The sequence below is a fragment of the Allobosea minatitlanensis genome (assembly GCF_964020775.1).
In genome coordinates, this window is sequence record NZ_OZ224509.1 from 4,455,329 (window position 1) to 4,467,273 (window position 11,945).

Annotated in this window: 18 protein-coding genes; 8 read left to right on the forward strand and 10 right to left on the reverse strand. The window is 70.1% G+C overall.

Annotated features, from left to right (window positions below; genetic code table 11):
- Positions 1–35: 35 nt before the first annotated feature.
- Entirely contained in the window at positions 36–227 is a 192-nt protein-coding gene (locus ACWH43_RS21815) for a CsbD family protein (protein ID WP_158446700.1), read from the reverse strand.
- 81 nt (positions 228–308) lie between these two features.
- Positions 309–1,130 carry a helix-turn-helix domain-containing protein gene (locus ACWH43_RS21820; RefSeq protein ID WP_158446701.1) on the reverse strand — a complete coding sequence of 274 codons (822 nt, stop codon included), beginning with the start codon at positions 1,128–1,130 and terminating at the stop codon, positions 309–311.
- A 125-nt stretch (positions 1,131–1,255) separates the two neighbouring features.
- On the opposite strand from ACWH43_RS21820, the gene ACWH43_RS21825 reads away from it, so the two are divergent.
- Both ACWH43_RS21825 and ACWH43_RS21830 read left to right on the forward strand, forming a co-directional pair.
- Positions 1,256–1,669, forward strand: a complete 414-nt coding sequence (locus ACWH43_RS21825) for a hypothetical protein (RefSeq protein ID WP_158446702.1) — start codon at positions 1,256–1,258, stop codon at positions 1,667–1,669.
- Between the two features lie 69 nt (positions 1,670–1,738).
- Entirely contained in the window at positions 1,739–2,185 is a 447-nt protein-coding gene (locus ACWH43_RS21830) for a hypothetical protein (protein ID WP_158446703.1), read from the forward strand.
- A gap of 94 nt (positions 2,186–2,279) precedes the next feature.
- Here ACWH43_RS21830 and ACWH43_RS21835 read toward each other — a convergent pair whose 3' ends face one another.
- From ACWH43_RS21835 to ACWH43_RS21860, 6 genes are all read right to left on the reverse strand, one after another.
- Positions 2,280–3,083: a MetQ/NlpA family ABC transporter substrate-binding protein gene (locus ACWH43_RS21835; RefSeq protein ID WP_158446704.1), complete on the reverse strand. Its 804-nt coding sequence runs from the start codon at positions 3,081–3,083 to the stop codon at positions 2,280–2,282.
- Positions 3,084–3,124: 41 nt separating this feature from the next.
- A complete protein-coding gene (locus ACWH43_RS21840; protein ID WP_158446705.1) occupies positions 3,125–3,790 on the reverse strand; it encodes a methionine ABC transporter permease in 666 nt (221 codons plus the stop codon).
- The gene (locus ACWH43_RS21845; RefSeq protein ID WP_158446706.1) at positions 3,780–4,886 is read right to left on the reverse strand and encodes a methionine ABC transporter ATP-binding protein; all 1,107 of its coding nucleotides are present in this window, start codon (positions 4,884–4,886) and stop codon (positions 3,780–3,782) included. Before ACWH43_RS21845 ends, ACWH43_RS21840 begins: the two co-directional genes overlap by 11 nt.
- 7 nt (positions 4,887–4,893) lie before the next feature.
- Positions 4,894–5,055 carry a hypothetical protein gene (locus ACWH43_RS21850; RefSeq protein ID WP_260349256.1) on the reverse strand — a complete coding sequence of 54 codons (162 nt, stop codon included), beginning with the start codon at positions 5,053–5,055 and terminating at the stop codon, positions 4,894–4,896.
- Positions 5,056–5,061: 6 nt separating this feature from the next.
- Positions 5,062–5,313 (reverse strand): hypothetical protein, encoded by a 252-nt coding sequence (locus ACWH43_RS21855; RefSeq protein WP_158446707.1) that lies wholly within the window; start codon positions 5,311–5,313, stop codon positions 5,062–5,064.
- A 73-nt stretch (positions 5,314–5,386) separates the two neighbouring features.
- A complete protein-coding gene (locus tag ACWH43_RS21860) occupies positions 5,387–5,713 on the reverse strand; it encodes a hypothetical protein (protein WP_158446708.1) in 327 nt (108 codons plus the stop codon).
- Between the two features lie 9 nt (positions 5,714–5,722).
- On the opposite strand from ACWH43_RS21860, the gene ACWH43_RS21865 reads away from it, so the two are divergent.
- Entirely contained in the window at positions 5,723–6,109 is a 387-nt protein-coding gene (locus tag ACWH43_RS21865) for a hypothetical protein (protein WP_158446709.1), read from the forward strand.
- Positions 6,110–6,195: 86 nt separating this feature from the next.
- On the forward strand, positions 6,196–6,672 hold the full coding sequence (locus ACWH43_RS21870) for a copper chaperone PCu(A)C (RefSeq protein WP_377785429.1): 477 nt from the start codon (positions 6,196–6,198) through the stop codon (positions 6,670–6,672).
- A 50-nt stretch (positions 6,673–6,722) separates the two neighbouring features.
- On the opposite strand, the gene ACWH43_RS21875 is transcribed toward ACWH43_RS21870, so the two are convergent.
- Positions 6,723–7,484 carry a hypothetical protein gene (locus ACWH43_RS21875; RefSeq protein WP_158446711.1) on the reverse strand — a complete coding sequence of 254 codons (762 nt, stop codon included), beginning with the start codon at positions 7,482–7,484 and terminating at the stop codon, positions 6,723–6,725.
- 127 nt (positions 7,485–7,611) lie between these two features.
- Here ACWH43_RS21875 and ACWH43_RS21880 point away from each other — a divergent pair, with 127 nt between their 5' ends.
- Both ACWH43_RS21880 and ACWH43_RS21885 read left to right on the forward strand, forming a co-directional pair.
- Positions 7,612–8,247 (forward strand): glutathione S-transferase family protein, encoded by a 636-nt coding sequence (locus ACWH43_RS21880; RefSeq protein ID WP_158446712.1) that lies wholly within the window; start codon positions 7,612–7,614, stop codon positions 8,245–8,247.
- 138 nt (positions 8,248–8,385) lie between these two features.
- Positions 8,386–9,624 (forward strand): multidrug effflux MFS transporter, encoded by a 1,239-nt coding sequence (locus tag ACWH43_RS21885; RefSeq protein WP_260349254.1) that lies wholly within the window; start codon positions 8,386–8,388, stop codon positions 9,622–9,624.
- Between the two features lie 230 nt (positions 9,625–9,854).
- On the opposite strand, the gene ACWH43_RS21890 is transcribed toward ACWH43_RS21885, so the two are convergent.
- Positions 9,855–10,064 (reverse strand): cold-shock protein, encoded by a 210-nt coding sequence (locus ACWH43_RS21890; protein WP_158446713.1) that lies wholly within the window; start codon positions 10,062–10,064, stop codon positions 9,855–9,857.
- A 225-nt stretch (positions 10,065–10,289) separates the two neighbouring features.
- Between ACWH43_RS21890 and ACWH43_RS21895 the strand changes: the two genes are divergently transcribed.
- Positions 10,290–10,976: a fumarylacetoacetate hydrolase family protein gene (locus tag ACWH43_RS21895; protein WP_158446714.1), complete on the forward strand. Its 687-nt coding sequence runs from the start codon at positions 10,290–10,292 to the stop codon at positions 10,974–10,976.
- A gap of 26 nt (positions 10,977–11,002) precedes the next feature.
- Positions 11,003–11,935, forward strand: coding sequence for a dihydrodipicolinate synthase family protein (locus ACWH43_RS21900; RefSeq protein WP_260349253.1), 933 nt, complete (start codon positions 11,003–11,005; stop codon positions 11,933–11,935).
- The last annotated feature ends 10 nt before the right edge of the window (positions 11,936–11,945 follow it).

The window sequence follows — 11,945 nt, forward strand, 5'->3', positions numbered from 1 at the left end:
AGGCGGCCCTTCCCGTCTGTCGAGGGGAGCGTCCCTCAGGCCTTGTCGACGACCTTCTTGACGGCGTCCTTGCCCTTGCCGAGCGCCTGCTGGGCCTCGCCCTTGAGCTCCTGGGCCTTGCCCTCGGCTTCCCATTCCGGCTTGTTGAACGCCTTGCCGGCGGCCTGCTTGACGTTGCCGGCGGCCTCGTTGGCCATGCCCTTGATCTTGTCGGTCGTGCTGCCCATCGCGCTGCTCCTTTCGGTTCCGACGCCGCCGTCGCGGCTTCGGGGAGGCAACCGGCGCGAACGCGAAAGGTTCCGCCGCGCTCAGGCGCGTCCAGCACCGGCCGCGGCCAGCATGCGCAGCCTCTCCGCCGTCGCCGGGTCGGCCGGGAAGAAGGTTTCCAGCGCCAGCTCCGACAGAGTCACGTCGACCGGCGTGCCGAACACCGTGGTGGTGGAGATCAGAGACAGCGTCGCATCGCCGAGCCGGAGCCGGAGCGGCACGACGATGGCGGGTTCCGCCGCCGCCTCATGGCGCGCGCCCGCCTCCCCCTTCGGGTCGGGATAGGCTGCAAGCTCGCTCAGGAGGGCGCCGAGCTTCATGTCCGCCGTCGCCCGGACCTGCTGGCGCAGCCTGGCGAGCAGGTGCTCCTTCCATTCCGGAAGATTGGCGATGGCGGGGGCGAGCCCGCCCGGATGCAGCGAGAGCCGCAGGACATTGACCGGCGGCCTCAGCAATTCGGCCTCCGCGACGAGGCCGAGCAAATTCGTCACGGCGCCGTTCGCGGCCAGCAGGTTCCAGTGCCGGTCGACCGCGAGCGCCGGATAGGGCTCGTGGCCCTTCAGGATCAGGTCGATCGCCTGCCGCGCCGGCTGCAAGGACGGGTCCTCCAGCGAATGCTCGCGATAGACCGGGGCATAGCCCGCGGCGAGCAGGAGGGCGTTGCGCTCGCGCAGCGGCACGGACAGGTGCTCGGCGAGGAGCAGCACCATCTCGCGGCTCGGCCGCGAGCGGCCGCTTTCGATGAAGCTGAGATGCTTCTGCGAGATCTCGGCCTCCAGGGCGAGGTCGAGCTGGCTGAAGCGGCGGAGCTGCCGCCAGTCGCGGATCAGCGCGCCGACGGGCGGAACCGGATGTGTCGTCATGCCCGCACGCTAGCCGCGAAAGCGGCCGGTTCCAATTACCTCCCGCTTAATCGACCCGCCGCCGGGAAGGCGCCAGCATCCCGTCATCGCAACGGCCTTTCCGGCCCGATGAAAAGGAGACTGCCATGTCGACGATCTGTTCCTCGCGCTTCCTGCGCAACGCGCTTTCCCTCGATGCCGCCGCCTGCGCCGGGACGGGCCTGCTGCTCGCCGGCGCCGCCGGCGCGCTGGCGGAGCCGCTCGGCTTCCCGGCCGGCTTCCTGCGCGGCGCGGGCCTCGTCCTGCTGCCCTGCGCCGCCCTGCTGGCCTGGTTCGCCAGCCGCGAGACGCTGCCGCGCCGGGCGGTGCATCTCGTCGTCGCCGTCAACCTGCTCTGGATCGCCGACAGCGTCGCGATCCTGCTCGCCGGCTGGTTCGCGCCGTCCTCTCTCGGCATCGCCTTCGTGCTCGGGCAGGCCCTCGCCGTCGCGGCGGTGACGGAGCTCGAGATCGTCGGACTGAAGCGTTCCGCCGAAGGCGCCGCCGCCCAGCCGGCCTGAGACCGTCACGCGGCTGACGCATGGGCTCACTAGCCGACGGGTTCCCTCGTCAGCCAGCGGATCCGACCCATGCGCCAGCCTCTCGCCCTCGCGGCTCTCGCTTCGTTGCTCCTCGCGGGCACGGCCGGCGCGGAGCCGCTGTGCAACCGCGTCGCGACCTTCTCGGTGCCGGACATTCTTCCCCAGGGGCGCGACCGCAGCAGGAAGACCGTCTCCGAGATCATCGCCGCCAGCGAGGACGGCAAGCTGCTGGCCTATACCGACGCCGGGCAGAAGGCGCTGGGCCTCATCGACATCACGACCCCCGAGACGCCCAGGCCCGCCGGCTTCGTGCAGCTCGAAGGCGAGTCCACCTCGGTCGCCATCCTCGGCGACAAGGCCTTCGTCGCGGTCGTCACCTCCGGCGACAACGTCAAGCAGCCGGCCGGCCATCTCTTCGTCGTCACCGACAATGACGGCGTCGACGATTCCTCCGGCGAGACCCAGTTCTTCGCCTTCGGCCCGGTCGCGGACTGAGCGGGCTCGACCGGCCCGAAAGCAAAAAGCCCGGATGCTCGCGCATCCGGGCAGGTGCCTGGCCGATGATCGGAAGCCAGGTGGGAGGAGAGGGTCACCAGCTCGCGAGGACCGCGCCCTTGAAGCGCTCGGCGACGAAGGCCTTGATCTCCGGAGAATGATAGGCCTCGAGCAGGGTCTTGACCCAGGGCTTGTCCTTGTCGGCGCTGCGGACCGCGATCAGGTTGACATAGGGGCCCTTCGCGTCCTCGCGCAGGATGGCGGAGGAGGGGTCGATCTTGGCGTCGACGGCATAGTTGGTGTTGATCGCGGCGGCGGCGACGTCGGCGAGCGAGCGCGGCGTCTGGGCGGCCTCGATCTCGATGATCTTGAGCTTCTTCGGATTGGCGGTGATGTCGGCCACGGTCGGCTTGAATCCGACGCCGTCCTTCAGCTTGATCACGCCCTTGTCCTGCAGCAGCAGGAGCGAGCGGCCGCCATTGGTCGGGTCGTTCTGGATGGCGACGGTGGCGCCGTCCGGCACCTCGGCCCAGCTCTTGTATTTCGACGAATAGATGCCGAGCGGGAAGTTCACGGTCAGGCCGACGCTCTCGATCTTGAAGCCGCGATCCTTCACCTGGTTGTCGAGATAGGGCTGGTTCTGGAAGGAATTGGCCTCCAGCTCGCCGGCGTCGAGCGCCTGATTCGGCACGACATAGTCGGAGAACTCGATGATCTTGAGGTCGACGCCCTGCTTGGCGAGCAGCGGCTTCACCTTCTCGAGGATCTCGGCATGCGGGCCGGGCGAGACGCCGATGCGGATGAGCTGGCCCTGCTGGGCGACAGCGGGAGCTGCCGCGCCGAGCGCGAGGGCGAAGCCGGCGGCGAGCGCGGCGCGGCGGGTGAAGGGGGTCGTCATGGTCGATGATCCTCTGGGTAGGGAAACGGGAATGGCTGCGATCAGGCGTGGCGTAGGCGCTTGTTGAGGCGCCGGGCGAGACGGTCGCCGAAGCTCTGCACGAGCTGGACGAGGACGATCAGGACGGCGACGACGGTCGCCATCACGTCGGGCATGAAGCGCTGGTAGCCGTAGCGGATGCCGAGATCGCCGAGCCCGCCGCCGCCGACCGCCCCGACCATGGCCGAGAAGCCGATCAGGCTGACCACGGCCAGGGTGAGGCCCAGCACGATCGCCGGCAGCGCCTCCGGCACCAGCACCTTGCGCACGATCTGGACGGGCGTCGCCCCCATGGCGCGGGCGGCCTCGACCAGCCCCTGGTCGACCTCGCGGACGGCGCCCTCGATCAGCCGGGCGATGAAGGGGATGCAGGCGACCGTCAGCGGCACGATCGCGGCCGCGGTGCCGATCGAGGTGCCGGCGATCAGCCGCGTGAAGGGGATGATCGCAACGACGAGGATGATGAAGGGCGTCGAGCGCGTGGCGTTGACCAGCACGCCCAGCACGGCGTTGAGCGCCGGCGCCGCGAACAATTCGCCGCGCTTGCTGGTGGCGAGGAAGACGCCGAGCGGCAGGCCGAGCAGCGTGCCGATCCCCGCCGCGGCGGCGACCATGCTCAGCGTGTCGAGCGTCGCCTGCCAGATCAGCTTGAGGATTTCAGGAGACATGGCCGACCACCTCCGCCTTGAGACCGAGATTCCTCAGCGCGCCGAGCACGGCCTCGCTTTCCGGCGCGCGCGCCGGAACCGAGACCAGCAGGCTGCCGAAGGGCTGGCCGGCGATGGCGTCGATGCGCCCGGCCAGGATGTTGACGTCGACGCCGACCACCGCGCTCAGCCGGCTGATCACCGGAGCGGTGGCGTTCGCGCCGGTGAAGGTGACGCGCAGCACGAGCTCGTCGCCGGGGCGCGCTTCCGCCCGGATGCGGTCCTTGAGATGGGCGGGCAGCTCGACGCCAGTCACCGCCTCGACGAAGCGCGCCGTGGTCGGATGCCGCGGGTCGGTGAAGACGGCGAAGGTCTCGCCCTCCTCGACGATCCGCCCGCCCTCGATCACCGCGACACGGTCGCAGATCTCCTTGATCACCGGGATCTCGTGGGTGATCAGCAGGATGGTGATGCCGAGATCGCGATTGACCTGGCGCAGCAGCGCCAGGATCGACTGCGTCGTCTCGGGATCGAGCGCCGAGGTCGCCTCGTCGCAGAGCAGCAGCTTCGGGTCGGTCGCAAGCGCGCGGGCGATGCCGACGCGCTGCTTCTGGCCGCCGGAGAGCTCGGCCGGATAGCGCTCGCGCTTGTCGGCGAGCCCGACCAGCGCCAGGAGCTTCTCGACCTTGGCGGCGATCGCCGCCTTCGGCGTTCCGGCGATCTCCAGCGGCAGGGCGACATTGTCGAACACCGTGCGCGAGGAGAGCAGGTTGAAATGCTGGAAGATCATGCCGATCTCGCGCCGCCGGCGGCGCCAGCCGGCCTCGTTCAGCGCCGTCACGTCCTCGCCCTCGATCAGGATGCGGCCGGCGGTGGCCCGCTCCAGCCCGTTGACGAGGCGGATCAGCGTCGACTTGCCGGCGCCCGAGCGGCCGATGACGCCGACGATGGCGCCGGCGGGCACGGCGAGGTCGATGCCGGAGAGGGCCGGTACCGCCTGCTGCCCGGCGCGGCCGGGATAGGTCTTGCCGACCTGCTCGAAGCGGATGATCGGATCGGGAGCGGGAACCGGCTGCGCGCCGAGATTCAGCGCGCCGGGTCTGACGGGGGCGTTCATCATGTCCTCAGAAAAGCGAATGGCAGGACCAGTGGGTGATGCCGATCTGCTCGCAGGTCACGTCGCGGACCGACCGGCGCCGGTCCTCGTCGCGCCCCGGCTCCGCTCCCGGGGCGGGAGGCAGCAGCCGGACCTTGAGCGCCCGCCACAGGGTGAAGAGGATCCGCATCGCGACCTAGGAGGCCAGACGGAGGGGCTGCGCGTCCCGCCGGGGCCGCGCCAGCAGGCGGGCGGCCTGCTCGGCCGCGCCGGGCGTGGCGAAGCGCTGGCCGTCCAGGGCGCGGAAGGCGGCGCTCGCCGCGATGAAGGTGAAGAAGCGCTCGTCGGGGCGGCGGTTGACGAGTCCGGCCTGCGTCTCGCCGACCTCGATGACATAGGCCTGCCGGGCCGGGCCGTGCCGGCCGTCCGAAAGAACTGAAAGGGACATGGTTCTGCTCTCCGTGCCGCGTCGCGGCGCCTGGAATGACGGTGAAACGAAAGGTCCGGGAAACCCGGCGGTCTCAGCGTCGACAGCGGCAGAGCGGGGAACGGAAGCGCGGCTGGTTCCGAAAGATGATCGCGGCGGCCATGTCAGTCTCCTCGATAATGGAGCCCACGACCCAGTCGTGGCGCTTTAGCGTTTGGTGACGCGGCGCAAGCTGCTCGCTCAAATCTCCGCGGCTCCCGGCGAAGCGGAAGCAGGCCCAATCTACCCGGATCGTCCTGTCTGTCAACCGGATCGTTCTTTTAAAGAAACGACCCTGCGGAGAATAATTTTCTCCGCACAGCCCCGCCCGCTCCGGCTGCGGCATCGCGCTGACTTGACCGCGGGCCGGCACGAACGCCATGGAGGAGCCATGCCGGTTCGCGCCCGCCTTCTCCCATGGCTGCGCCGCTCCGTCCTCGGGGCGTGGTTCGCCATGGCCTATGCGCTGGGCGTGCTGGCGCTCGCTCTCGCCCCGGCGCCGGCGGCGGCCTTGGCCGCGCCGGGCGGGCTCCTGCTCTGCTCCGGCGTCCCTCTTCCCGACGAGGGCGGCCCGGGCGCTCCGGCCCAGCCCTTCGGCGACCTCGCCCATTGCAAGGGCTGCCCGCACAACCCCGTTCTCGCCGGCCCGCCCGCCCTCGCCTCGCTCGCTCTCGCGCGGACGGAGCGCCCTGTCGCGCCCTCGCCGCGGCTGCGCGAGGACAGGCCCCGCCTCTTCGCCACCGGCCTGCCGCCCTCGCGCGCGCCGCCGGCCGCCTGAGCCGCGCCCATCCCGCTTTGACATTCCATGCCTGAATGCCGCCGCGAGCGTCGCCGCGCCGTCAGGCGTTCCACAGGATCATCGCCATGAAGCTTTCGCTCTCGCTCGCCGCCGCGCTCGCGCTGTCGGCCTCGCTCGCCGCCGCCCAGGACTTCAAGGCGGGGCCGCTCAAGATCGGCCATCCCTGGTCGCGCGCCACCCCGGCCGGGGCCAAGGTCGGCGGCGGCTATCTCACCATCGAGAACACCGGAACGGCCCCGGACCGGCTCGTCTCGGTGGCCGCGCCCTTCGCCGCCCGCTCGGAGATCCACGAAATGGCGACCAAGGACGGCATCATGACGATGCGCCCGCTCGAGAACGGCGTCGAGGTGCCGGCCGGCGGCAAGGTCGAGTTCAAGCCCGGCGGCTACCACATCATGTTCATGGAGCTGAAGCAGCCGCTGAAGCAGGGCGAGACCGTGAAGGGCACGCTGACCTTCGAGAAGGCCGGCAGCGTCGATGTCGAGTTCAAGGTCGACTCGATCGCCGCCAAGGGCGGCGCCGACGCGCATCAGGGTCACTGACCGCATCGCCGCCGATGCCCGGAGCGCTCCGGGCATCGGCTAAGCGGCCGCTATTTCACGGCGACGATGATCAGCAGGAAAGCGATGAGCAGCAGGAGCTGCTTCAGGCTCCAGTTGATCCGGCGGAGCTGGTCGGCGGCGCCGTCCTCGCCATGCTCCTCCGCCTCTGCCGGAGCGGCCGCATGCTCCGGCTGCGCCCGCGCGGGTTCCGCCGCCCGGACGGCTGGCGGACGCCATTCGATGCTTTCGACGAAGCCGCGGGCGGGCGCGCTGCCCCGGCCGTCCTCGGCCGGCCCGAGATACCAGTCGACCGGCTCCGCGCCCGGGCGGCCGCGATCCTCCTCGCGGATCCAGAGGCTGGTCGTCGCCTCCAGCGACAGCGCCTCGGCCAGCCCCGCTAGCATGTCGGCCTTCAGGGCCTCGAAGACGGCGGGCGCGAGATAGGCCTCGGCGAAGGGCTCGGCCATGCCGCTCTCCTCGTGGCCATCCTCTTCGCGATAGCCGAGCAGCAGCAGCAGCCGCACCGATTCGCCGGCGGCCGGAAGCGGCCGCAGCGTCAGGGAAAGCTGCCGGACGGAGCCCTCCAGCCCGGCCCGGCGCAAGCTGCCCGCGACGATCCGCGCCTGCGCCTCGATGCGCCGGCTGTCCTCGATCCGCCCGTCGCGGCCGGCATAGCCGCCGACGAAGCGCGGCGCCGAGGCTTCGAGCCGGAAGCGGCGGGCCGTGTCCTGCAGGTAGCGCTGCGGCGACCCGTCGATCGTCATGCGCCCGCCGCTGACGGACATGCTGGCTGGCGGCTGTGATTCGTCCATGCACCTCATCCTGCTCGGGCCCGCAGGATAGCAGCTCGCCCCGGATGCGTCAGGCGCGACGCTCCTGACAAAAGCGTGCCGATGCCGCAGGATAGGAAAGCCGCGACGGAACCGCGAAGGAAAGCCGATGTCCGACGAACTCGTGCTCTATACCCACCCGATGTCGCGCGGCCGCATCGCCCGCTGGATGATGGAGGAGCTCGGCCAGCCCTACCGCGCCGAGATCGTCGGCTACGGAGAGCCGATGAAGGGGGCCGCCTACAGGGCGATCAACCCGATGGGCAAGGTGCCGGCGCTGGTGCATGGCGGGACGGTCGTCACCGAATGCGCCGCGATCTGCGCCTATCTCGCCGACGCCTTCCCGCAGGCCGGGCTCGCGCCGGCGCCGGGCGACAGGCGGCGCGGCCCCTATTATCGCTGGCTGTTCTTCGCCGCCGGGCCGGTCGAGGCGGCCGTATCCAGCAAGGCGTTCGGCCTCGCGGCGCCGCCCGAGGCAGCCCGCTCCCTCGGCTATGGCAGCTATGCCGACACGATCGACACGCTGGAGCAGGCGGTCTCGCAGGGCGAGTACCTCGCCGGCGACCGCTTCAGCGCGGCCGATGTCTATGTCGGCTCGCAGATCCTCTGGGGCCTGCAGTTCGGCACCATCGAGAAGCGCCCCGCCTTCGAGGCCTATGGCGGGCGGCTCGCGGCCCGGCCGGCGGCGCGGCGCGCCCGGGAAATCGACGATGCGCTGATGGCGCAGATGCAGAAGGCGGGCTGAGGGCGGCACGCGCCCCATGCATGGCGCGCGGCCGGCATCGCGGGTTGCCCCTTCGCGCCAGCCGTTCTAAACGGTGCGTCGCACGCTGGCCCTCCTGCCCGCCGCGCCCGTCCGCGTGCCCCATTTGACAGATTCGCGATGAACGAGATGACCGCCGTCGCCCGGCCGCGCCACGGCATGGGCTTCTATCCCTTCGTGGGACTCACCGCCGCGCTGATGGCGACGAACGCGCTCGCGATCGATTCGATGCTGCCGGCCCTGCCCGAGATGGCGCAGGCGCTCGGCATCGCCGCCGCCAACCAGCGGCAATGGATCATCACCGCCTATCTGCTGGGCTTCGGCGTCTCGCAGATCTTCTACGGCACGATCTCCGACCGCTACGGGCGCCGGCCGGTGCTGCTGTTCGGCCTCGCCGTCTATGTGCTGGCGAGCATCGCGGCCGCGCTCTCGGGTTCCTTCGAGACGATGATGGCCGCGCGCGTGATCCAGGGCATCGGCGCCGCGGCGACCCGCGTCCTCGTCATCTCGATCGTGCGCGACTGCTATTCCGGCCGCGACATGGCGCGGGTGATGTCGCTGGCGATGATCGTCTTCCTCGCGGTGCCGATCCTCGCCCCCTCGATCGGGCAGGCGATCCTGCTGGTGGCGCCGTGGCGCTGGATCTTCGGCGTGCTGACCGCCTTCGGCGCGCTGGTGATGCTGTGGGTCGTGGCGAAGCTGCCCGAGACGCAGCACCCGGAGGACCGCAAGCCGATCGACGTCGCCAATGTCTCCGCCGCCTTCCGGGCGACGCTGACGAGCCGCATCGGCGTCGGCTACATGCTGGCCATGGCCTTCGTGCTCGGCGGGCTGTTCGGCTTCATCAACTCGGCGCAGCAGGTCTTCGTCGACGTCTTCGCCGTGCCGCATCTCTTCACGATCGTCTTCGCCGGGATCGCGATGTTCATGGCGGCGGCCTCGCTACTGAATTCGCACATCGTCGGCCGGCTGGGCATGCGCCGCGTCTCGCATGGCGCGCTGGTCGGCTACATCCTCTTCACCGGCATCCATGCGCTGATCGCGCTGTCCGGCCACGAGACCCTGCTGCTCTTCGCCCTCTTCCAGGGCGGCGCGATGTTCTGCTTCGGGCTGATCGGCCCGAATTTCGGCGCGCTCGCCATGGACCCGCTCGGCCATGTCGCCGGCACCGCCTCCTCGGTCCAGGGCTTCGTCACCACCGTGGTCGGCGCGCTGCTCGGCTTCTATATCGGCCAGCATTTCGACGGCACGGTCGTGCCGATCACGCTCGGCTTCGCGCTCTGCGGGCTGATGGCGCTGGTCGTCGTGCTGATCGTCGAGAAGGGCCGGCTCTTCCATCCGGCGCCGGGGCGCTCCTGACCGCACCCTTGGTTCCGCCGCCTCCGGCGACGGACAGGCCTTCGAATCCGCATGCGATCGGAACCAGGCGATCGCGATTCGTCTTGGCTCGGGAAGGGCGCCGCCCGCCTTCCCGCGGTCGCGGGCCGCCGGATCGTCCGCCCCCTCCGGGAGGAGGGCGGGGCGATCGGTCTGCGCGTCAGGGCATCGGGATCATCCGAAAGGCGAATGCCGCCTTCCGGCCCGATACCTCAGGCGACCTTGAGATTGACCGCCGCGTTCTTGCCGGTCTTCCGGTCCGGCTCGAGATCGTAGCTGATCTTCTGCCCTTCGCTCAGGCTGCGCAGCCCGGAGCGCTCGACGGCGCTGATGTGGACGAATACGTCGTTACCGCCCTGATCGGGCGTGATGAAGCCGTAGCCCTTCGTCTCGTTGAACCACTTGACGGTTCCCGTACTCACTTGCGCTCCCCTTCCAGTCTCAGGCGCCGGAACCCATCCGGCGCGGTACTGTAGGTGGCATTTCGCCGCGGTTGCAACGACGCAGCGCACAAAACCTTTCCGCGAATGCGAAGGCGCCGCGGGCGCAATGCCGCGGGCGCAGCCCCGCTCCCGGAGCGGGGACCCTTGCGGCGGCGCCCCCGCTCCCGCATGAACGTCACCGGACCATCGACCGGGAGAACAGCCATGAGCAACTATGTGATCGACCCGCCGGCCATCGCCGCCGTACCGGTTGCCGGCGGCGGCTCCTTCCCGGTCCGCCGGGTCTTCTGCGTCGGGCGCAACTATGCCGAGCACACCCGCGAGATGGGCGGCGATCCCGACCGCGAGGAGCCGTTCTTCTTCACCAAGCCGGCGGACGCGCTGCTGATCAACGGCGCCGACATGCCCTATCCGCCCAAGACCCAGGAACTGCACCACGAGATGGAGCTGGTCGTGGCGATCGGCACCGGCGGCAAGGACATCCCCGAATCCGAGGCGCTCGCCCATGTCTACGGCTATGCGGCCGGCCTCGACATGACGCGGCGCGACCTGCAGAACGCGGCCAAGAAGGCCGGGCGCCCCTGGGACATGTCCAAGGGCTTCGACCTCTCCGGGCCGGTCGGCGAGATCGTGCCGGCGAGCCAGGCCGGCCATCCCAGCGCCGGCAAGATCGAACTCACCGTCAACGGCACGGTGCGCCAGAGCTCCGACCTCGCCAAGCAGATCTGGAACGTCGAGGAGACGATCTCCTATCTCTCCGGCCTCGTCGAGCTGAAGCCCGGCGACCTGATCTTCACCGGCACGCCGGAAGGCGTCGCCGCGGTGAACAGGGGCGACGTGCTCGAAGGCGAGATCGCCGGCGTCGGCACCGTCCGCACCCGCATCGTCTGAGCGCCGGACAGGACAAGGACCGCATCATGCCCCTGACCTCCGACGCCTCCGGCGTCTTCCCGATCGCGCCGACGCCGTTCGACCCGGATGGCGGCATCGACTGGGCCTCGGCCGACCGGCTGTTCGAATTCTACCACGGCATCGGCGCCGACGGCGTCACCGTGCTCGGCATCATGGGCGAGGCGCCCAAGCTGGAGCCGGAGGAATCGATCGCGCTGGTCAGGCGCGCCGTGGCGAAGATGGGCGGAAAGCCGATCATCGTCGGCGTCTCGGCCCCGGGCTTCGCCGCGATGCGCTCGCTGGCGCGGCAGGTGATGGATCTCGGCGCCGGCGGCGTGATGATCGCCCCGCCCCCCTCCCTGCGCACCGACGACCAGATCACCGGCTACTACGCCCAGGCCGTCGAGGCGATCGGCGCCGACATCCCCTTCGTCATCCAGGACTATCCGCTGACGCTCTCGGTGGTGATGACGCCGGCGGTGATCCGCAGGATCGTCATGGACAACCCCTCCTGCGTGATGCTGAAGCACGAGGACTGGCCGGGGCTGGAGAAGATCTCCACCCTGCGCAAGTTCCAGAAGGAAGGCTCGCTCAGGCCGCTCTCGATCCTGACCGGCAATGGCGGGCTCTTCCTCGATTTCGAGATGGAGCGCGGCGCCGACGGCGCCAATACCGGCTACGCCTTCCCGGAGCTGCTGATCGACGTGGTCCGGCTGCAGAAGGCCGGGCAGCGCGACGCGGCGCACGACATTTTCGACCTCCATCTGCCGCTGATGCGCTACGAGCAGCAGCAGGGCGTCGGCCTGGCGGTGCGCAAATACACGCTGATGAAGCGCGGCATCCTCGCCCATGACGCCCAGCGCAAGCCCGGTCCGGCGCTCTCCGCCGCGGCGAGGGGAGAGGTGGACTACCTGCTCGCCCGCATCGCCCGGCACGATCAACGCGCGAAGATCCGATAGCGGCGACCTC

Excerpts from the sequence above, each read along its gene's own strand:
- ACWH43_RS21815 (WP_158446700.1), bottom strand. The coding sequence starts at position 227 with ATGGGCAGCACGACCGACAAGATCAAGGGCATGGCCAACGAGGCCGCC.
- ACWH43_RS21820 (WP_158446701.1), bottom strand. The coding sequence starts at position 1,130 with ATGACGACACATCCGGTTCCGCCCGTCGGCGCGCTGATCCGCGACTGG.
- ACWH43_RS21825 (WP_158446702.1), top strand. The coding sequence starts at position 1,256 with ATGTCGACGATCTGTTCCTCGCGCTTCCTGCGCAACGCGCTTTCCCTC.
- ACWH43_RS21830 (WP_158446703.1), top strand. The coding sequence starts at position 1,739 with ATGCGCCAGCCTCTCGCCCTCGCGGCTCTCGCTTCGTTGCTCCTCGCG.
- ACWH43_RS21835 (WP_158446704.1), bottom strand. The coding sequence starts at position 3,083 with ATGACGACCCCCTTCACCCGCCGCGCCGCGCTCGCCGCCGGCTTCGCC.
- ACWH43_RS21840 (WP_158446705.1), bottom strand. The coding sequence starts at position 3,790 with ATGTCTCCTGAAATCCTCAAGCTGATCTGGCAGGCGACGCTCGACACG.
- ACWH43_RS21845 (WP_158446706.1), bottom strand. The coding sequence starts at position 4,886 with ATGAACGCCCCCGTCAGACCCGGCGCGCTGAATCTCGGCGCGCAGCCG.
- ACWH43_RS21850 (WP_260349256.1), bottom strand. The coding sequence starts at position 5,055 with ATGCGGATCCTCTTCACCCTGTGGCGGGCGCTCAAGGTCCGGCTGCTG.
- ACWH43_RS21855 (WP_158446707.1), bottom strand. The coding sequence starts at position 5,313 with ATGTCCCTTTCAGTTCTTTCGGACGGCCGGCACGGCCCGGCCCGGCAG.
- ACWH43_RS21860 (WP_158446708.1), bottom strand. The coding sequence starts at position 5,713 with ATGGCGTTCGTGCCGGCCCGCGGTCAAGTCAGCGCGATGCCGCAGCCG.
- ACWH43_RS21865 (WP_158446709.1), top strand. The coding sequence starts at position 5,723 with ATGCCGGTTCGCGCCCGCCTTCTCCCATGGCTGCGCCGCTCCGTCCTC.
- ACWH43_RS21870 (WP_377785429.1), top strand. The coding sequence starts at position 6,196 with ATGAAGCTTTCGCTCTCGCTCGCCGCCGCGCTCGCGCTGTCGGCCTCG.
- ACWH43_RS21875 (WP_158446711.1), bottom strand. The coding sequence starts at position 7,484 with ATGGACGAATCACAGCCGCCAGCCAGCATGTCCGTCAGCGGCGGGCGC.
- ACWH43_RS21880 (WP_158446712.1), top strand. The coding sequence starts at position 7,612 with ATGTCCGACGAACTCGTGCTCTATACCCACCCGATGTCGCGCGGCCGC.
- ACWH43_RS21885 (WP_260349254.1), top strand. The coding sequence starts at position 8,386 with ATGAACGAGATGACCGCCGTCGCCCGGCCGCGCCACGGCATGGGCTTC.
- ACWH43_RS21895 (WP_158446714.1), top strand. The coding sequence starts at position 10,290 with ATGAGCAACTATGTGATCGACCCGCCGGCCATCGCCGCCGTACCGGTT.
- ACWH43_RS21900 (WP_260349253.1), top strand. The coding sequence starts at position 11,003 with ATGCCCCTGACCTCCGACGCCTCCGGCGTCTTCCCGATCGCGCCGACG.